This is a genomic window from Natronorubrum thiooxidans (assembly GCF_900156475.1).
Lineage (GTDB): Archaea > Halobacteriota > Halobacteria > Halobacteriales > Natrialbaceae > Natronorubrum > Natronorubrum thiooxidans.
In genome coordinates, this window is sequence record NZ_FTNR01000001.1 from 425,847 (window position 1) to 444,440 (window position 18,594).

The 18,594-nt window shown below is 61.7% G+C and carries 13 protein-coding genes and 2 pseudogenes; 4 read left to right on the plus strand and 11 right to left on the minus strand.

Features of this window, described 5'->3' with window-relative positions; all coding sequences use genetic code 11:
• Positions 1–90: 90 nt before the first annotated feature.
• Positions 91–318 (minus strand): DUF7511 domain-containing protein, encoded by a 228-nt coding sequence (locus BW940_RS02170; RefSeq protein ID WP_076607532.1) that lies wholly within the window; start codon positions 316–318, stop codon positions 91–93.
• A gap of 276 nt (positions 319–594) precedes the next feature.
• Between BW940_RS02170 and BW940_RS02175 the strand changes: the two genes are divergently transcribed.
• Positions 595–1,380: a DUF7260 family protein gene (locus tag BW940_RS02175; RefSeq protein WP_076607533.1), complete on the plus strand. Its 786-nt coding sequence runs from the start codon at positions 595–597 to the stop codon at positions 1,378–1,380.
• A 111-nt stretch (positions 1,381–1,491) separates the two neighbouring features.
• On the opposite strand, the gene BW940_RS21000 is transcribed toward BW940_RS02175, so the two are convergent.
• From BW940_RS21000 to pstB, 8 genes and pseudogenes are all read right to left on the minus strand, one after another.
• On the minus strand, positions 1,492–1,770 hold the full coding sequence (locus BW940_RS21000; RefSeq protein ID WP_143823850.1) for a hypothetical protein: 279 nt from the start codon (positions 1,768–1,770) through the stop codon (positions 1,492–1,494).
• Positions 1,771–1,908: 138 nt separating this feature from the next.
• Positions 1,909–4,114 (minus strand): annotated as a pseudogene (ppk1, locus tag BW940_RS02180) (polyphosphate kinase 1).
• An 81-nt stretch (positions 4,115–4,195) separates the two neighbouring features.
• Positions 4,196–4,783, minus strand: a pseudogene (locus BW940_RS22060) (metallophosphoesterase family protein); the annotation flags it as partial.
• A gap of 237 nt (positions 4,784–5,020) precedes the next feature.
• Positions 5,021–6,733: a phosphate ABC transporter permease PstA gene (gene pstA, locus BW940_RS02185; RefSeq protein WP_076607534.1), complete on the minus strand. Its 1,713-nt coding sequence runs from the start codon at positions 6,731–6,733 to the stop codon at positions 5,021–5,023.
• Between the two features lie 139 nt (positions 6,734–6,872).
• Positions 6,873–7,808 (minus strand): phosphate ABC transporter permease subunit PstC, encoded by a 936-nt coding sequence (gene pstC / locus BW940_RS02190; RefSeq protein WP_076607535.1) that lies wholly within the window; start codon positions 7,806–7,808, stop codon positions 6,873–6,875.
• A 51-nt stretch (positions 7,809–7,859) separates the two neighbouring features.
• A complete protein-coding gene (locus BW940_RS02195) occupies positions 7,860–8,843 on the minus strand; it encodes a PstS family phosphate ABC transporter substrate-binding protein (protein ID WP_076607536.1) in 984 nt (327 codons plus the stop codon).
• Between the two features lie 304 nt (positions 8,844–9,147).
• Positions 9,148–9,825 (minus strand): phosphate signaling complex protein PhoU, encoded by a 678-nt coding sequence (gene phoU / locus BW940_RS02200; protein ID WP_076607537.1) that lies wholly within the window; start codon positions 9,823–9,825, stop codon positions 9,148–9,150.
• A 5-nt stretch (positions 9,826–9,830) separates the two neighbouring features.
• Positions 9,831–10,721: a phosphate ABC transporter ATP-binding protein PstB gene (gene pstB / locus BW940_RS02205; protein ID WP_235847761.1), complete on the minus strand. Its 891-nt coding sequence runs from the start codon at positions 10,719–10,721 to the stop codon at positions 9,831–9,833.
• A 185-nt stretch (positions 10,722–10,906) separates the two neighbouring features.
• Between pstB and BW940_RS02210 the strand changes: the two genes are divergently transcribed.
• The 3 genes from BW940_RS02210 (at position 10,907) to BW940_RS02220 (ending at position 15,627) form a co-directional block, all read left to right on the plus strand.
• On the plus strand, positions 10,907–11,902 hold the full coding sequence (locus BW940_RS02210) for a phosphate signaling complex PhoU family protein (RefSeq protein WP_076607539.1): 996 nt from the start codon (positions 10,907–10,909) through the stop codon (positions 11,900–11,902).
• 66 nt (positions 11,903–11,968) lie between these two features.
• Positions 11,969–12,952, plus strand: coding sequence for a DUF5787 family protein (locus tag BW940_RS02215; RefSeq protein WP_076607540.1), 984 nt, complete (start codon positions 11,969–11,971; stop codon positions 12,950–12,952).
• 308 nt (positions 12,953–13,260) lie between these two features.
• Positions 13,261–15,627, plus strand: coding sequence for a PAS domain-containing sensor histidine kinase (locus BW940_RS02220; protein WP_076607541.1), 2,367 nt, complete (start codon positions 13,261–13,263; stop codon positions 15,625–15,627).
• 225 nt (positions 15,628–15,852) lie between these two features.
• Here the strand turns inward: BW940_RS02220 and BW940_RS02225 are convergent, their stop codons facing one another.
• Together BW940_RS02225 and BW940_RS02230 are read right to left on the minus strand one after the other, a co-directional pair.
• Entirely contained in the window at positions 15,853–17,073 is a 1,221-nt protein-coding gene (locus tag BW940_RS02225; protein ID WP_076607542.1) for a M20 family metallopeptidase, read from the minus strand.
• Between the two features lie 14 nt (positions 17,074–17,087).
• On the minus strand, positions 17,088–18,533 hold the full coding sequence (locus BW940_RS02230) for an APC family permease (RefSeq protein ID WP_076607543.1): 1,446 nt from the start codon (positions 18,531–18,533) through the stop codon (positions 17,088–17,090).
• Positions 18,534–18,594: the final 61 nt, after the last annotated feature.

Sequence of the window (18,594 nt, forward strand, 5' to 3'; positions counted from 1 at the left end):
CGTCAGACATAACAGTTCGTCCGTATTCGACTGCCGTACCACGGTTGCAGTCTCTCGGCGCACGGTTCGGCACACCGCGAGGCGAGGCGCTCACCGAGCGTCGTCGAGGTCGACGACTGCCGCCAGATCGGCCGACAGCCAGTTGGTCAACTGTTCGTTCTCCGTACACTCGCGTGGGGCGATCGTACATCGATCCGGTCGATCCCGATACCGGACGACGATGCACTCGAGTGCGGGTGCGTGCTCCGTATTTGCCGCCGCTGTGGCCAATCGATCGCTGACGCTCCGATTGTCGTGGCCGGTTGCAGAACCGCTCATGGGTTGGTAACCTCGAACACGGTACGTCCCTCTCGGTCGGAAACCAACAAAACCGCTGCTAATTGCCGTATTGAGGACTCCGTACTCGCTCGAGTCGATCAGTAGCGTCCGGTAGTGGCTGACACGGCGCGATGGGAGTGAATTCCCGGTGTGACGGCCGTGATTTGTCCGTCCTCGATCGCCTGCCCGTAGCAGTACGTTCCACTCAGTACCGGCACGGTCGTCGCTAGAGCGCTATTAGCGTGATTTACCGTGTTGCGGGCCCCCACTCCGGCTGTGTCCGCACCTCGAACGGCCGTTCTCGAGTCGGCAGCGGCGGTACTCGACTGCGAACACACGCAGTTGACCGCCGAACGACGCGCGTTCGAACGGTTTCGCACACGTGTCACACGACTCGAGACGGCTGCACCCACCACGGCCGCCGTAGCATCACACACGGCCGGATCGCCGATAGCCGTCCAAACGCACTCGACGCCCCGAACGGGCAGTCTCGAGTCGCTCGTCAACGCCTATCGCGACACCGTCTGTTCGGTCTCCCACTACGACGACGTGTACGACGAACCCTGTCACGAGCATCTCGCCGGCGAACTCGGCGTGGAGCTGGCCGCGGCGGTCGAACACGGCTCACAGCTCACCCCGCAGCTGAAACAGTCGATGGTCGCGGCGGCCGGCCATGCCGTGACCGCTCGAGCCGACCTGCTCGAGGCGATCGAAACCGAGCAGGACGCACTCGAGACGGCCACACAGACCCTCGCGACACTCCGAGCGGAGCTCGAGTCGCTCCGCGCCCAGCCGCTGGCACGACTCGAGTTCAACGCACTCCGACTCACGAGAGCGCGCCTCGTCCGTCTTCGATCCCAGTGTGACGACCTCGTTGCATCGCGACAGGCCCTGATCTGGCGACGGCGACAGCTCACGATCGCCGACATCGGTGTCTTCGAGCGCTACTGCTACGGCGAGTGCGAACGGACGTACCCGGTGCTCGCCGCGCTCGCGACGTATGGCGATCACCTCGAGCAGACGCTGTCGCGCGTCGACGGCTACTTGACAACAGCCAGATAGCAACGGCAGCGCGGCTGGGTGTATAAACGACCGAGTCGACACGGTAGCAACGCTCGATGGTTGTGTACCGACAAAAGAAGAGGATCCGAAGCGTGTCGGTTCCGCCGGCGCTCAGCGCTGTCGGGAGCGAGACTGGTGCTCGAGCAACCGGGTGCTGATCGCGCTTTTTCGGTGACTGGTCTGCAGGTGGGTGTACACGTCGGTGGCGGTCTCGCCGGTGTACGCACACAGCGGACAGGTCTCGGTCTGGGTGGGCATGGATGGCATGTGGGGTGTGGAACTGCGGGATGGCACTGGTCGTCGTCGCGCGATGCTCGCTCGCATCGGTTGGGGGTCGCGTTCGGGATGACTGCTGGCTCCGCCGCCGGTTCTCGACGGCGCGGTCGTCATCCAGTTTCGACCACAACCGAGCCGTACAAGGCCGTTTCTAGGAGCCGTCCGGACTACCGTTGGGTGTCTCGTAGGACTATTGAGACGCCGCCGGAGATAATCGATTGGCGATATCGAATCGCAACGACCGCGAGCGGCTCACTCCTGGTTTGGCTCGCGCGCCGCCTGCATAAACGTCTCGTGGGCGTCCAGACTCGAGTCAGTCGACTGCACCCGTTCGTAGCTCCCGTCCGAGCGCATCGTCCACCGGTTTTCCGTATCGGCTAACAGCGTCTCGAGGGTCTCCTCGAGGCGCGCTTGCAGCGGCGGCGATTCGATCGGCGCGACCGCCTCGACGCGGCTGTCGAGGTTGCGCGCCATCCAGTCGGCTGAGCCAATGTAGTAGCGCTCGTCGCCGCCGGCGTGGAAGTAGAAGATCCGGGAGTGCTCGAGGAAGCGACCGACGATGCTGTGAACCGTGATCGTCGCGCTGACGTCCTCGAGGCCCGGACGGAGCCGACAGATGTCCCGCACGATGAGGTCAATCTCGACGCCGGCCATCGACGCTCGGTAGAGCTCCCGGACGATCTCGGGGTCCTCGAGTCGGTTCATTTTGGCGACGATCCGAGCGTCCTCGCCCGCTCTCGCCTGCTCGGCTTCGGCCCGAATCAGGTCGGTAACGCGCGCGCATGTTCCCCGGCGCGATGAGGAGTTTCCGGTACTCCCGGTGCATCGAGTGGCCGGTAAAGTAGTTGAACAGCCTGACGAGATCCTGCCCGATATCTCGATCGGCCGTCAGCAGGCCGAGATCCTCGTAGTGTTTTGCGGTCTCGGAGTGGTAGTTGCCGGTCCCAATGTGCGAGTAGAGTCGAACACCATCGTCCTCTCTGCGGACGACCAGCGACGTCTTCGTGTGGGTCTTGTAGCCCACCGTGCCGTAGGCGACGTGGATGCCCTCCTCCTCGAGTTTCTTCGCCCACTCGAGGTTGTTCTGCTCGTCGAAGCGGGCTTTGAGTTCGACCATGACGGCGACCTGTTTCCCGTTCCGGGCGGCCTCGATCAGACTCTCGATGATCCGGGAATCGCTCGCCGTGCGGTAGATCGCCGCCTTGATCGCCAACACGTCGGGATCGTTCGCTGCCGTCTCGAGAAAGCGCTGGACGGTTCCTTCGAACGCGTGATAGGGGTGGTGGACGAGCACGTCCCGCTCACGAACGCTGTCGAAGATGTTCGTCCCGTCCTCGCGCGCGCCGAGTCGCGGGTGGGGCTGTGGCGTCCACTCGGGAACCTGTAACGCTGGCCGATCCAGCGCCGTCAGTTCGGTGAAATCCCGATAATCCAGCGGTCCCTCGAGTTCGACCACTTCCCGATCGTCGAGGTCGAGTTCCCGCGTGAGCACGTCGCGAATCGCGTCCGGCGCGTCACGTTCGATCTCAAGTCGGACGACGGTCCCAAAGCGCCGTTCCTCGAGTACCTCTTCGATCAGCTCGATTAAGTCCTCGGCGACGTCCTCGTCGCGTCGCACCTCGGCGTTTCGCGTCACCCGGAACAGCGCCGTCTCGACGAGTTCGACGTCCGGAAACAGTAACTCGAGGTTCGATCGGACCACGTCCTCGAGCAGGACGTATCGCGTCTCGTCGCCAACCTGGATGAACCGCCGCTGGTTGCGGGGGATCTTCACCCGCGAGAACGTGACCTCGGCGTCGGGGTGTTCTCGGGTCAGGACGGCAAGCGAGAGGCTCTGATTCGAAATGAACGGGAACGGATGGGCCGGGTCGAACGTCAGCGGAGTCAGCGTTGGCAGGATCGAACGCTCGAACTGCGTCCGCAGTTGCGCTTGCTCGGCTTCCGAGAGCTCGTCGTGGTCGACGACCTGAATCCCGGCGTCCGAAAGCGCGGGTCGGATCTCGTCTCGATAGCACCGGCTCTGTCGGTCGAACAGCGCCCGAGCTTCCTCGAGGGCGGCTTCCCACTGCTCGGCCGGCGTTCGCCCGTCGGGCGTCTTCTCGGTGATCCCCGCGGCGATCTGTTGTTTCAGTCCACCGATACGCTTGCGGACGAACTCGTCCATGTTCGTCGTGAAGATGGCCAAAAACTTCACTCGCTCTAACAGCGGGTTCGTGTCGTCGATGGCCTCGTGGAGGACGCGCCGTTGAAAAGCGAGTTCGCTGAGCTCGCGGTTGAGGTAGTACTCCGGATCGTCGAGGTCGAGAGCCGACACGTCGACGCTGGCCGGCTCTTCGCTGTCGGACGGTCCCCTGTCGATTTCGGACGCCGACGCACCACCCTCGTCAGGTTCGGACGCCGATGCATCACCTTCGTCAGTGTCGGACACCGACTCGGTCCCGTTCGGTGGGGTGACGATTTTCTCATCCGACCGCGCTTTGTGACCGCTCGTAGAGACACGTATGAACCTGTCTCTGCGGATGTCGTACGCTGTGAGGCTGCCGCCGTACACACAGCCCGTATCGAGCCCGACCGCCCACTCGCTCTCGAGCGGATCCTCGAGGACGGTGTGGCCGAAAAAGACTCGCGGCGGCCCCTGATACTCGTCGAACCAGAACGGGCCGTCATAGCCGTCGCCGTCGGGTGCTCGCATCGAGATAACGTCCGCATCCGAGTGTGCCGCCAGCGGTCGATTCGGATCGACGCCGCCGTGGACGACGAGACCACCGTCCCAGGCGATTGCGGTCGGCAACGACTCGAGATACGCATGGTCGCGGTCGTCGAGCGACTCGAGTGTGGTATCCCCGTCGAGGACCTTCTGTTCGTTGTTTCCCCGCACGGACAGCAGCTGTGGGGTCGTTCGAACGCGCTCGAGGACGGCGTCGCTTGCCGGCCCCTTCCGAACCAGGTCGCCGACGAAAACGCCGAGATCGTTCGGGCCGAGGTCGAGCCTCGAGAGCAACGTCTCGAGGGTCTCGAGACAGCCGTGGACGTCACCGATGACGTAGACGTCGTCGTAGGCGTCGAGCTCGAGGTGCCGAGTGTCGAACGAGAGTCCGTCGTCGAACGGAGTGCTGGTTGTGGTCACGGGTTACTCAGCGGAGTTTCGAAGAGGCTCAGATAAGCCGTTTATATGAGTCCCGTAGTCTGATATATAGCACTCAGTACTGACCGACGTTCGTTAAGGGTCGACACACCACTATCGGACAGCGACGCGCGCTATTGAGACAATACCGACGGAAAACGTAGACAGCGCGTCTCGAGGGTGGTTGGACGGTCGACGATCGATGGCGAATCGTTGGGGCTCGAGACGCGGGTTGCAGTGTCAGCTGTTTCGCTGGTACTTGTTCCGAAGCACGATTGCGCTCGCGTTCATCATCAGCATGACGATGAGCAGCGTCAACACGCCGGCTGCGAGGACGCCGTACCGGAAGTCAGTGGCGATGAGCCGCGACCAGGAGTAGATCTGGCGCGGCATCGCGCTGAACAGGCCGAAAAACGAGTTCGGCGGGATCCGAACGACGGCGGCGACGCCGACCATCAACAGCGGGGCCGTCTCCCCGATCGCGCGACCGAGCGCGAGGATCGTCCCTGTCAGGATCCCCGGCATCGCACGTGGGAGGACGACGCTTCGGACAGTCTGCCACTTCGTCGCACCCATCCCGTACGACGCCTGTCGCAGCGAATCAGGCACGCCGCGGATCGCCTCCTGTGCGGAGACGATGATGATCGGGAGGATGAGCAACGCAATGGTAAACCCGCCGACGACGACGATCCCGCTCTGGAGGCCGGCCGTCCGAACGAACAGCGCGAGGCCGAGCACACCGTAGACGACCGACGGCACGCCGGCGAGGTTGGCGATGTTGATCTCGAGGAACTCGACAAGCTGTCCGGGACGCCCCTGGTTGGGCGCGTACTCCTCTAAGTAGACCGCCGCGCCGACGCCGATCGGGAACGCCGAAATCGCGACGACAGTGAGCATCATCACCGAACCGACCAGCGCGGGATAGATCCCGGCATCCGCCGGTGTCGTACTGTGGGAACTGTTCAGGAACTGCCAGTCGAGCCAGAGCTCGGGACCGGCGAACCCGAGTGCGTTGACGAGGACGGCTGCGAGGACCGCACCGCCACCGATCACGACGGGGAAGGCGAGTCCAGCCATCCCTTCACCGCGTCGCTGGACGGACTCGACGTACAGGCCAACCGGCATGCCGATAACAGTCGCCGCAATCACGCCCGTCTCCGGAGCGACGCCGGCGATCGGTGCCGCGACCATGCCAGCACCGGCGGCGACGAACGTTGCAACGCCCCCGATCACGCCGGCACGGTCAGATTCGCGGACGCGCCGAACGTGCATAGCAGCTACCGCGGCGATTGGCAGCGTAAACGACGCCAACAGCGACAGCGCCGCCGTCGGCAGGATCGGCAGTGAGACGATCAGGCCCCGCAGACTCGGTATCAGCGTCGGGACCGACATCGTCAGGTCGAACAGTTCCTGTCCCAAAAACGGCGTTGTGACCGTGTAATCGACGCTGAAGCCGGGAATGCCGATCAGGGCGAACCACGGCACGACGACGACGACGGCGAGTCGCTCGAGTGCGCTCCCGGTTCGAGTTCGTGCATGAGCCTCGAGGACGGCAGCCGCGACCACGCCGGCGATGGCGAGTGCGAGCCATCCATGTGGTGAGATGACATGCCTGAAGACGATGACCACGCCGCCGGCGAGCAACGTTGCGGCGATCGGCAGGCCGAACGAGATGTATGCGACAGACCCCGACGGCTCCGAGTCGCGATAGTAGTAGGCAGCGAGCGCGAGTGCCGGCAGCACGACCGTTGCCGCGACGGTAGCGAGCCACCCCGAATCAGCCGTAAACGGCTGAATCGCGTCGTTGGCGACGTAGAGTAAGAACACCAACACGAGGAGCAACGCGAGGAGCGTCGCGCCCAGACAGCTCAGTTTGAATAGCAGTCCGCGCCGCTGGCTGACCTTGCCGTCCGCGCCGAACCAGCTCCCGCTGGACTCGTCTGCGGTCGTCATCAGGCTAGCACCTCCGATAGCAGGTGTCCGTGGTCGAGATGTCGGTGCGATCGATGATCGATTCGACTCGCGAGAAACCGAGGCGGTCGCCCGAGATCGGCCGCTCGCTCGCTCGTGGCTGCGTTCGTCGTGTCGTGTCTCATTGGTACTCCTCCCGGTAGCGCATAGCGATCCGATTGCTCAGCAGGTTCATCGCGAAGGTGATGAAAAACAGCGTTAGCCCGATCGCGAACATCGAGTAGAACTCTGGCGTCCCACCCGTGGCGTCGCTCGTCACGGCGTGGACCATCGCGGCCGTCATCGTCTGGCCGGAGTTAAACAGATTCGCGAACGGATTGGTGATGTCGAACATCCGTGCCTGCATTCCGCCAGCCATCACGACGATCATGGTCTCGCCGATCGCTCGCGACAGTGCTAGAATGTACGACGAGAAGATCCCCGAAATCGATGCCGGGATGACGATCCCCGTCGACACTTCGTACTTCGTCGCGCCGAGGCCGTAGCCGGCCTGTCGCAACGAGTCAGGGACTGCACTCATCGCGTCTTCGCTGATCGACGACACCATCGGGATGATCATGATCCCGACCATGATCGACGCCGAAAGCAGGTTGAACAGGTTCAACTCGAGGCCGGCCGTGCGGAGCCACGGCGTGAGGTAGACGAGCGCGAGATAGCCGTAGACGACCGTGGGAATGCCTGCGAGGATCTCGAGCGACGGCTTCAACACCGAGCGCATGCGGTCGCTTGCGTACTCGCTCAGGTAAACCGCGGCTGCAGTGCCAATCGGAATCGCGACCATCGCCGAGACGATCGTCACGATGAGCGTCGCACTGACGAGCGGGAGCACGCCGAACGTGTCCCGGCTCGATTCCCACGTCGTGCCGGTGAGAAATCCGAGCGCGTTGACCTGTCTAAAGAACGTCACTGCATCGGCTGCCAATGTCACAACGATGCTGACTGTGACAAATATAGTCAAGGCTGCACAGCCAAACAGCAGCCAGTGATACAGCCGCTCTTTTGCGATACGTCCGTCGACTGACCGGGTGAGGTCAGCGTCTATTGGATCAGTACTCATGTGTAGAAATGGGTGATTACGAGCGTCTGGCGGCGATGCTCCCCGATAGCGTTAGTTGCCCGCCGCGTCTTCGAGCGCGCTCAGGTTCGCGTCGGCATCTTCCTGGCTCGACGGAACGTAGCCGATCTCGTCCGCGATCCACTCGGCGCTCGAGTTCTCGAGGAAGAATTTCATGAACTCGTAGACCTCTTCCCGTTGGACGGCCTCCTCGGAGGGGTAGATAAACAGCGGTCGGGCCATCGGATACTCGCCCGCCTGGGCTGCCTGCAGGCTGGGTTCGCCGCAGTCGTCGCCCTCGCTCTCTTTGACGTCGAGTGCTTTCACGCGGTCGCTGTTTTCCTCGTAGTAGGCGTAGCCGAAGTAGCCGATCGCGTACGGGTCGTCCTGAAGCCCTTCGACGATGATGTTGTCGTCTTCCGTCGGCTCGTAGTCGGTACGGTGGTTGCCGCCTTCGCCGACGACGTTTTCGGTGAACCAGTCGAACGTCCCTGAGGTCGTGTCGGGACCGTAGAGCGTAAACTCCTCGTCGGGCCACTCGGAGTTGACGTCGGCCCACGTCTCGGCGCCGTCTTCCTGCCAGATCTGGGCCATCTCGTCGAAGCTCATGCAGTCGACCCAGTCGTTTTCGGGGCTGACTGCCATCGTGAGTGCGTCACCCGCGATCTGCATCTCCATCGGCGTGACGTCGTTTTCTGCACAGAGGCTCTCCTCTTCGGATTTGATCGGTCGGGAGGCACCGTTGATGTCGGAGTCACCGGGACAGAAGTGGTTCTCGAAGCCGCCACCACTACCAGTCGAGTCGACCGTGACGTTTACAGCCTCATGTTCCTCCATGAACCGCTCGGCCATCGCGTCCGAAACCGGGAATACCGTGCTGGATCCCTTGATGACGACCTCGCCGGAGAGCCCATCTTCGTCACTCGCCTCGTTCTCGGTACAGCCGGCAACCGCAAGTGCACCCGTTGCACCGGCCGTCGCGATAAACTTTCGTCGTGAGAGCGCATCGACCGTCCGTCCGAGCTGGTTATCTGCCATCAACAGAAGGATACCACAGATTATAGAAAAGCGATGCTATGACTAATATATATTTGTATGTAGCTATATATTCAAGTACGTCTCGACAAAGCATAACCGAGCCGTGTGTCTGCAGAGCCCCCGATAACGCCCAAATACACCGGTTTGAAAATCCTAGCCGATCCAGGGATTAATATATAGTGACGCCTGTTATGCGCACCGGCTGAGTAGCCATCTTTTCGAACGCGAGACGGTTTCGGTGGCGGTGTCAGCTCCCTATTCGTTTGATGAGCACGATTCTCACTTGGAGTTCCCGGTGCTGATCTCAATAGATCAGTTCGTCGTCGTGGTCGACCATGTACAGCGTCCGCGCCGCGATGTTGACCGCGTGATCGCCGACGCGCTCAAGGTCGCGGATCGTCAACAGCATCCGCGAGACGTCCTCGAGGAGCGTATCGGTGTTCTCCGTGAGTTCGACACCCGTCTCGATCTCGAGGAGATCCCGAACGACGAGTTCACTTGCGCCTTCACACAGCGTGTCGATATCGTCATCTGCAGCCGCGATTTCGCGTGCCGACGTCACGTCACTGCGTTTGTAGGCAGCCATCGCCCGCTCGACCATGTCGATCGTCTGCTCGCCGATGTAGGCGATGTCGATGTCCGAATAGCGGCGGTACTCGGTCTGGCGCGTGTACTCGCCCAGATTGACCGCGAGATCGCCGATTCGCTCTAGATCCGTGAGGATCTTGAACGAGGATGCGACGAACCGCAAGTCGCCTGCGACGGGCTGTTGGAGTGCGAACAGCTCGACGCAGTCCTGTTCCAACTCGAGATACCGCTCGTTGATCTCCCCGTCGCCCGTAATGACGTCAGCCGCGAGAGAATCGTCGTTCGTTTCGAACGCCTCGAGTGCCTGTCGAAGCCGCTGACAGACGAGCGTTCCCATCTCGTAGACGTCGCGTCGCAGTTGCTCGAGTTGCTGTTGAAATTCGGTTCGCGACATGGGAGTTACCCGAACTTGCCGGTGATGTAGTCTTCGACGCGGTCGTGTTCGGGGTTCTCGAAGATCTTGTTCGTGTCGTCGAACTCGACGAGTTCGCCGCCGGTCAGGAAGACGGCTGTCTTGTCGGAGATGCGGGCGGCCTGTTGCATGTTGTGGGTGACGATGACGACCGTATACTCCTTCGAGAGGTCTTCGATCAGGTCCTCAATCTTCGAGGTCGCAACCGGGTCCAGCGCCGAGGCCGGTTCGTCCATCAGAATGACTTCCGGGTCGGGCGCGATTGCGCGAGCGATACAGAGTCGCTGCTGTTGCCCGCCGGAGAGATCCAGCCCACTCGAGTCGAGTTGGTCTTCGACCTCCTCGAGCAGTGCCGCGCGCTCGAGTGCCGTGCGAACCTTCTCGTCGACGTCGCCGTCGTCTTTGCCCTGGACGCGAAGTCCGTAGGCGACGTTGTCCCGGATCGATTTCGGGAACGGATTCGGTTTCTGGAAGACCATGCCGATCTTCCGACGCAGGGCGACCGGATCAACGTCCTCGTCGTAGACGTTCTTCCCCTGGAAGTAGAGGTCGCCGTCGACGCGTGCGACGTCGATAAGATCGTTCATGCGGTTGATCGAGCGCAGGAACGTCGACTTCCCACAGCCCGACGGGCCGATGAGTGCCGTCACCTGCCCCTCAGGAATCTGCATATCGATGCTCCGGAGCGCCTGGTCGTCGCCGTAGTACACGTCGAGATTTCGGGACTCGAGCGCGATCGAGTCCGAGCGTGATCGGTCGTCCGACTCCGAGACCATCCGCCCATCCGTCTGGGCTCCCGTGTCCGATGAGTCGCTAGAACTGGATTGAGGCGGCTCGTGCTGTGCGTCGGTTCCCATCAAGTCCCGGTAGTATTGCATCAACTAAATACTCCACTATGTCTGCTATATAGTACTATATGTGTGTATTGTTATTGGCATACGGATATGTGCCATTATGTGCAGTAACTCCGGCTCTATAGGCCAGTAGAGCAAAAATACACGGACATAGGGATCTCTATATATGTTCGGGTAGATTTATGATCTCCCCATAGAAAGCGAGCCGTATGGAGACACGCAAGGTCCAGGTGACAGGTGGATCGACATATACAGTGTCGCTTCCGAAGACGTGGGCACTCGAGAACGACGTTAGTAGTGGCACAACCGTCGAGATATATTCTGAAGACGACATGTTGTTCGTCACGCCACAGAGTGACACTGACCATCAGGAAGGACAGCTCGATGTCTCCACACTCGAGGGCGAACAGCTGACGCGTGCCATCTTAACGATGTACGTCAGCGGGTTCGATATTATTCGTCTCGAGTCAGGCGAGATTTCGACAACACAGCGGCGAGCGATTCGCAGTGCGATTCAGGGACTCATCGGCGTCGAAGTCGTTGAGGAAGGGACGAATTGCGTCATCATCCAGGACTTACTCGACTCCTCAGAGCTGTCGATCGTCAACGCCGTCACCCGAATGCGCCTGATCGCCACCTCGATGCTCGAGGATGCAATGACCGCACTCGTCGAGAACGATAACGAGATCGCAATCGACGTGGTCGACCGCGACGACGACGTTGACCGGCTCTGGCTGGTCGTCTCGCGGATCTTCCGGGCGACGCTGCGCTCGCCGCGGGCTGCGGAAGCGCTCGGCGTCTCCCGCGAGGACTGTTTCGACTACCACTCGAGTGCCCGCCAACTCGAGCGCGTCGCCGACCACGCCGTCAAAATCAGCCAGCTCGCGCGCAAACTCGACGAAATTCCCGAGGACGTCGCCGACGCGTTGCTCGAACTCAACGCTGATGCGTCTGCCATCCTCGAGAAAGCGATGGACGCCCTGTTTGCCGACGACAGCGACGAGGCAGCGGCACTCGGTCACGACGCCCTCGAGTCCGTCCTCGAAATCGACGACCACACGCGAACGATCGACGACATGCTCCGCGAACTCGACTCCGTGGAGGCCCAGTCGCTCGGCCTGATCCTCGACTCGCTCTCCCGGAGCGCCGACTACGGCGGGAACATCGCCGAAACGGCACTCCAGAAGGCCGCCCCACGACCGTAGTCCCGTCCGACGTCGCGGTAGTGCCACGACACGACATTTTTGGGTGCTCGCCCCCTCTCGACGCCCGTGAGTGAGTTCGCGTTCGAACTCGAGTTGTGTGCCCACCTCGAGGCTCGCCGTGAAGGAGTCGTCGCCCGCCAGCTCGGGGCTGGCGTCGCCGAACCCGGGGGACGGATTCTCGACGTCGTCTGTCTCGAGCCCGGGCCAGACTTCGCGACGCGTCTCGAGGTGACGAGTGCGTCCATTCCGGCGGTGGCGATCGAATCCGCCGTCGGGACCGGCCGCACACGCTACTGGAAAGACGCCTTCGACTGTCACCCGGATCGCGCCCGTCGCGCCACCGACCGGGCCTGCGAGATCGGCTTTTTCGAACGCGACCGACGGAAGGGCCGCGAGTACGTCCGGCAGGTCACACGCTATCCGGACTGGTACGACCGTCTCGTCGGCATCGAGAACAAACCCGACCTCGGACGGCCCGGCGACCTCGAGGCCCAACTGCGAACGGACGTCAGCCTCGCGCTAGTCGACGAGATCGTCCTCGCGACCGAGAGCTACGTCACGCGGGCACACCTGCATCGAATCCCCGAGGAAGTCGGTGTCTGGCGCGTCCACCGCGACGCCACGGCGGACGGCGACCTCGAGATCGAGATCGTTCGCGAACCGACGCCGCTGTCCGTCGACGAGCCAGGTATCGAACCCCTCGAGTACCAGCCGGGACGGACCGATATCGCCGTCGTCTCCCCCGAAGCGAAAGCCCAGCGACGGCGACGGATCGCCGAACGCGCCTACGGCAAAGGGTGGCGAACGTACGCGTTCCCCGACTGTGGGGCCTGTCGGGCCGAGGACTCGAGTGGCGCGACACTACCCTACTGCGAGCAGTACGACCGCGTCGTCGACGCCAGCGCGGAGTGTGGGCCGTCGTGTCCGGGCTACAAGCCTGCAGAAGTCCTGAAAGTCGATCTCGAGGCCGAACGCGACCGACGAACGCCGTGGGTAGCCGAGCCAGCAGGCAAGCGACGCCAGCAGTCGGGGCTGGACCAGTTCGGTTGAGTACCCGCAGAGAGTGGTGCAGTTTTTATTATAATTATACTCGAAACGGAATAGGGCAATTCGGTAACGACAGCTGCTTATTGACCACTGAGATTCCTACCAATCAGCGCATCTGTTCGAAGAGTCGTGATGAATACAGAGCGCGTGTATTGCGTGAAGCGCACCTATAATCCCCCATCTTAGAACACTACCTCCAACGGCGGAGACCTTATCGGTCGGTATCGCGAGTAACTGAAGTAGTGACCGGCTCACAGTTGACGGACGCACTTCGAGAGACTCTTTCTCCCTTCGAAGCAGGAGGGGCACCAATGACGACAACTGAGGTAGCCGAACAACTCAATCTTGGCCGCCGAAGTACCTACGAGCGCCTCGAACGGCTCGTCGATCACGACCGGCTCGAAACCAAGAAAGTTGGGGGAAACGGACGCGTGTGGTGGCAACCATCCACGAATGGACAAGCGTTTTCGAAGGAACGGGAAAGGGATGCGGTAGACAGCGACCTCGGCGAGGTCTTCGATCGAATCTCGGACAGCTTCTATGGCCTCGACGAAGAACTCCGTTTTCGCTATCTGAACGACACCGCAGCAGACCTTTTTGGACTGAATGAGGACGCAATTGGTTCGGACATTCGTAACGAGAATCTCACGGAGACGTACGAGAACGCACTGTATGAGGCTCTTGAAACACAAAAGGCCGTAGTCTTCGAAGACTACTATCCTCCGTGGGACAAGTGGTTTCTGAACGCCATCTATCCCTCTGAATCAGGCTTGTCGGTCTACTCCCGCGACATCACCGAACGGAAGCGACGTGAACAAGAACTGACTCGCTACGAAACGATCGTCGAAACGAATCCAATCGGCATCACGATCGTTGACAGTGACGGCGAAATGCAGTTCGCCAACGACCGCGCTGAGGAGATCTACGGTCGGAGCAAAGACCAGATCAACGACCTCAGCTTTGACGATCCCGAGTGGACCGAAGTCGACGTTGACGGCGAACCACTCCCGGATGACGAGAAGCCTTTCTCGCAAATTATGGAGTCCGGAGAACCCGTGTTCGATCATGTCAGTGGAATATCTAGTCCAGATGGAGAACGAGTCTGGATCTCCATCAATGGAGCGCCGGTCTACGACGACCGTGGAGAGATCGAGAGTGCTGTGTTCGCCATCGAAAACATCACCGAGCGCAAGGAGCGCGAACAGGCACTCAGGGAGAGCGAGGCGCGCTATCGGTCGCTGACGAATGACGTCCTCGACACATCAGACGTGGGAACGTTCATCCTGAATTCCGACTTCGAGGTCGTCTGGATCAACGAGGCCATCGAGGAGTTCTTCGGTCTCGATCGCGAGGCGATCGTTGGTCGCAACAAACGAACGCTCATCGAGGAAGAGATCGCGGGTATCTTCGAGGAGCCCGAACGGTTCGCCAACCGCGTGACCGCCACCTACGAGGACAACACCTATACCGAGGAGTTCGAGAGCCACGTCCTCGAGGAGGGGAGCCTTGAGGAACGCTGGGTAAATCACTGGAGCCAGCCCATCGAGTCTGGGCTCTACGCCGGCGGCCGCATCGAACATTACACTGACATCACCGAACGAAAGGAGCGCGAACGTGCGCTCGAGGAGTCCGAACGGCGCTACCGGACACTCGTCAAAAACTTCCCAAACGGTGCGGTTGGCCTGTTCGACGATGACCTGCGGTACACGGCCGTCGGTGGGGAGTTGCTGGACGCGACCGGTGTCTCTCCGGAGGATCGGATCGGAAACAGTGTCTACGACATCTATCCGGACAATATCGTCGATGAGGTCGAACCGCACTTCGAGGCTGCGCTAGAGGGCGAGGCGAATTCATTCGAGGTCGAGTACAACGATCAAAATCTGTTCGCCTACACCTTGCCTCTCAGAAACGACGGCGGAGAGGTGTTTTCGGGGATGCTCGTCGTCCAAGACGTTACCGAACGACGGGAGTACCAGCGCAAACTCGAAGAGTCGAACGAACGGTTAGAGCAGTTCGCCTCCGCCGCCTCCCACGACCTCCAAGAGCCGTTGCGAATGGTTACGAGCTACCTCCAATTAATCGAGGATCGGTACGGCGATGCGCTCGATGAAGACGGTGAAGAATTCCTCGAGTTCGCCGTCGACGGCGCCGAGCGAATGCGCGAGATGATCGACGGACTGCTCGAGTACTCGCGCATCGAAACGCGTGGCGATCCATTCGAACCGGTCGACCTCGATGATGTCCTTGATGACGTTCGCGAAGATCTCCAAATGCGGATCGACGAGAGTAACGCTGGGATCACAACCGACGATCTCCCGTGTGTAGATGGCGACGCCAGCCAGTTGCGCCAGGTCTTCCAGAACCTGCTGAGTAATGCGATTGAGTACAGCGGCGATGAGCCACCGCAGGTCGACATTTCCGCCACGCGTGATGACGACCGATGGATCATTTCAGTGCAGGATAACGGTATTGGGATCGATCCTGATGAACAGGAACATATCTTCGAGGTGTTCCAACGACTGCATACCTACGAGGAACACTCGGGGACGGGCATTGGCCTCGCGCTGTCCCGGCGGGTCGTCGAGCGCCACGGCGGCGAGATCTGGATCGACTCCGAACCCGGAGAGGGGTCGACGTTCTCGTTTACGCTTCCTGCAGTACAGAATCAGGATGGGTGACCCCGCTTCACGTATCGTTCCCTTTGTCCGAACTTGGATTGAACGATCACCACGCCGCTACGATTGGATACCAAGCGTGAACCATACGCGCTCTCTATTCAGCAGGCGGCTTTTGGCATAGTTCGGATAGATCGATAGCTACTTCTATAACTGCTTGCCCTGTACTTACCGCGAGTTTCACCCCTCATTCGAGATAAAGGAATGGTATTATCGACTACTATTACGCTACGCTGTCCCAACGAACTCGGCCATAGACGAGACGAGAATGCGGGTGACGTCGACGACCTCGTCGGTGTAGACGAACTCGCCAGTCCCGTGGATGTTCTCGCCGTCGGGGCCGATGATCACCGTCGGGAGGTCGGCCCGGTGGCCAAGGTAGTTGAAGTCCCCAATACTCGAGAAGTAGCCGATCGCGGGGCTCGTGCCGGTGACGGACTCGGTGCCGGCCTCGAGCGAGCGAACGAGCGGGTGGTCCTCGTCGGTGAGATACGGCCCATAGTAAACATCCGACGCGGGTGCGTCGCGGAAACCGATCTCAACCTCAGAGTCGAGTTCGAGGTCGTCGACGACGGCTCTCGCATCCTCGAGGACGTCCCCGGGTCCTTCGCCGAGGACGACGTGGCGGTCGACGAGCAGCCGACACTCATCGGGGACCGAGAGCGTCTCGCTGCCGCCCTCGATCAACAGCGGACAGACCGAGCCCGCGCCGAGTTTCGGGTGGGAGCCGACGTCCATCTCCGACAGCGCGGTGGCCACCGTCCCGGCGTCGACGACGGCGTTCGTCCCCGTCTCTGGCTTCGAGCCGTGTGCAGCGCGGCCGTGGACGGTGATCTCGTAGAGAAATCGGCCGCGAGCACCGAGCAGAAGTGCAGGGTTCTCGAGGTCCGACTGGGCGAGGATGGGGCCGGGTTCGGTGACGATCGCGGCGTCGCAGTCGTCGGTGAGCCCGTCCCGAAGGAGTTGGTTCGTCCCGAGGCCGTAGGGGCCTTCCTCGTCGACGACCGCAGTGAAGAGCACGTCGCCGCGCAGATCGACGTCGGCCTCGGCGAGCGCCCGGAACGCGACCATCGCGGCCGCGAGCCCGCCTTTCATGTCACAGGCTCCCTGGCCGTAGCACTTCCCGTCCTCGAGTCGTCCCGAGAGCGGGTCTTCGTCCCAGCCGTCGACTAGCTGGACCGTGTCGACGTGGGCGTTCAACAAGAGCGTCGGAGCGTCGGGATCGCTCCCCTCGAGGCGGGCGATGACGTTATTTCCCTCGTAGCCAGTGAGCTCCGGCTCCGAAACTGGGTGGTACTCGGGCTCGAGGCCGTTGTCCGCGAGCCACTCGTAGACGAAGTCGACGATTTCGTCCTCCTCGAAGTAGGGGCTCTCGATTCGGACCAGCTCCTGGAGCAGGTCGATCGTCTCTGTCGGGTCGACCGCGTCCTCGATAGTGGTTGGTGTCATTGTCTCGTTCGTGTTCAGTCGTCGGCCGGCTCGTGGCCGTCAGGGGTGGTCGAATCGTCGGTCGCCTCGAGGTCGCCGCGGATGTTCGGGTCGTACTCGTCGGTGGGCACGCCCGGCAGCGTGTCGAGGATCGCGTCGATGTCTGTGCCGGACTGCTGGCCGAGATACCAGTAGACGCCGAAGACCGCGAGGCCGACGGCGAGCCACGGCACGAAGACCGAAAGCGAGCCCTGGTAGGCCTGCGAGAGCAAGACGAGACAGCCGCCGAGCCCGATGACCCCCGGTACGAGAAGCAATGCACCCGGATCGAACGCGGCTTTCGACCGCAGCGTCGGTTTCTTGACGTAGACGTACATCGCGGTCAGCGACGCCGCGCCGTAGGCGATCAGGTAGCTAAACGTCGCGATCGCGATCACCTGATCGAGACCGCTGGTCCAGAAGGTGAGGCCGGTCGAGATCACGAAGAGGGTGAGCAGCGACCAGTGGGGCGTCCGCCAGCGCTCGTTGACTTCGGAAAACCGCGCCGGGAACACCTCGTCCCATCCCCAGCAGTAGGGGAGTTTGATGCCCGCAGCCATCACGGCGTGGACGCTCGAGGCGGTTGCGAGCAGGCCGCCGAACGCGACGACGGCGGTCGCGTTCAGCGGCAGGAACGTCTCGGCAGCGGTCGCCAGCGGACGGTCCGAGCTCGCGAGAATCGTGTAGTCGCCGACGACGCCGTAGATGACGGCGGCGGTCCACATGTAGAGTGTGACGAGGATCAGCGTCCCGCCGATCATCGCCAGCGGCAGGTTCCGCGAGGGGTTTTTCACCTCCGCGCCGATCTCGCCGGCGACGGCGATCCCGATGTAGGCGTAAAACAGCGGCACTGCGGCGGCGAGTGCGCCGTCGAACCCGCCCGTGAAGAACGGCGTGTAGTTCGCGGACTCGACGGTGAACGAGCCCGGTACCACGAGCACCAGGATCGAAACGACCAGCAGGATGAAGATCGCGTTCTGCGAGACGCTGTACCGGCGGATGCCGAGCATGTTCACCAGAAACAGCAGCGCGATCAGCCCCGCACCGGCGAGTCGCGGATCGACGCCGGGGTAGAAGACCTGCAGGTAGCTGCCGAATCCGATGGCCAACACGGCTACGGCCGCCATATACCCAAGCCAGAGCGACCACGTCGCGACGAAGCCGCCCAGTCGGTTCCGAAACGCTCGAGAGACGTAGGAGTACGTCGACCCCGCCGCGGGAAAGATCGTCGCGAGCCAACTGTAGTTGACGGCGATCGCCATCGCGATGAGCCCCGAGAGGGCGATGATGAGGATTACGCTGGGACCGGTGGTCGAGCTCGCGGTCCCAAGCGTGACGAACAGTCCGGCACCGAGTGTCCCGGCGACCACGGTCGCGATCGCCGCGAACGGACCGACGTCCCGCGAGAGACTCTGGTCGGATTTCGAGTTCCCTGTTGACATATGTACCCCTATCAATGCCCGGATCGGTTATCTCCCCTCCCTAGATACACAGGGGGTGGCA

What these genes read in the sequence shown, in the direction of transcription:
- BW940_RS02170 (WP_076607532.1), bottom strand. Translation starts at nt 318, where the DNA reads ATGAGCGGTTCTGCAACCGGCCACGACAATCGGAGCGTCAGCGATCGA.
- BW940_RS21000 (WP_143823850.1), bottom strand. Translation starts at nt 1,770, where the DNA reads ATGACGACCGCGCCGTCGAGAACCGGCGGCGGAGCCAGCAGTCATCCC.
- pstA (WP_076607534.1), bottom strand. Translation starts at nt 6,733, where the DNA reads ATGACGACCGCAGACGAGTCCAGCGGGAGCTGGTTCGGCGCGGACGGC.
- pstC (WP_076607535.1), bottom strand. Translation starts at nt 7,808, where the DNA reads ATGAGTACTGATCCAATAGACGCTGACCTCACCCGGTCAGTCGACGGA.
- BW940_RS02195 (WP_076607536.1), bottom strand. Translation starts at nt 8,843, where the DNA reads ATGGCAGATAACCAGCTCGGACGGACGGTCGATGCGCTCTCACGACGA.
- phoU (WP_076607537.1), bottom strand. Translation starts at nt 9,825, where the DNA reads ATGTCGCGAACCGAATTTCAACAGCAACTCGAGCAACTGCGACGCGAC.
- pstB (WP_235847761.1), bottom strand. Translation starts at nt 10,721, where the DNA reads ATGCAATACTACCGGGACTTGATGGGAACCGACGCACAGCACGAGCCG.
- BW940_RS02210 (WP_076607539.1), top strand. Translation starts at nt 10,907, where the DNA reads ATGGAGACACGCAAGGTCCAGGTGACAGGTGGATCGACATATACAGTG.
- BW940_RS02220 (WP_076607541.1), top strand. Translation starts at nt 13,261, where the DNA reads ATGACGACAACTGAGGTAGCCGAACAACTCAATCTTGGCCGCCGAAGT.
- BW940_RS02225 (WP_076607542.1), bottom strand. Translation starts at nt 17,073, where the DNA reads ATGACACCAACCACTATCGAGGACGCGGTCGACCCGACAGAGACGATC.
- BW940_RS02230 (WP_076607543.1), bottom strand. Translation starts at nt 18,533, where the DNA reads ATGTCAACAGGGAACTCGAAATCCGACCAGAGTCTCTCGCGGGACGTC.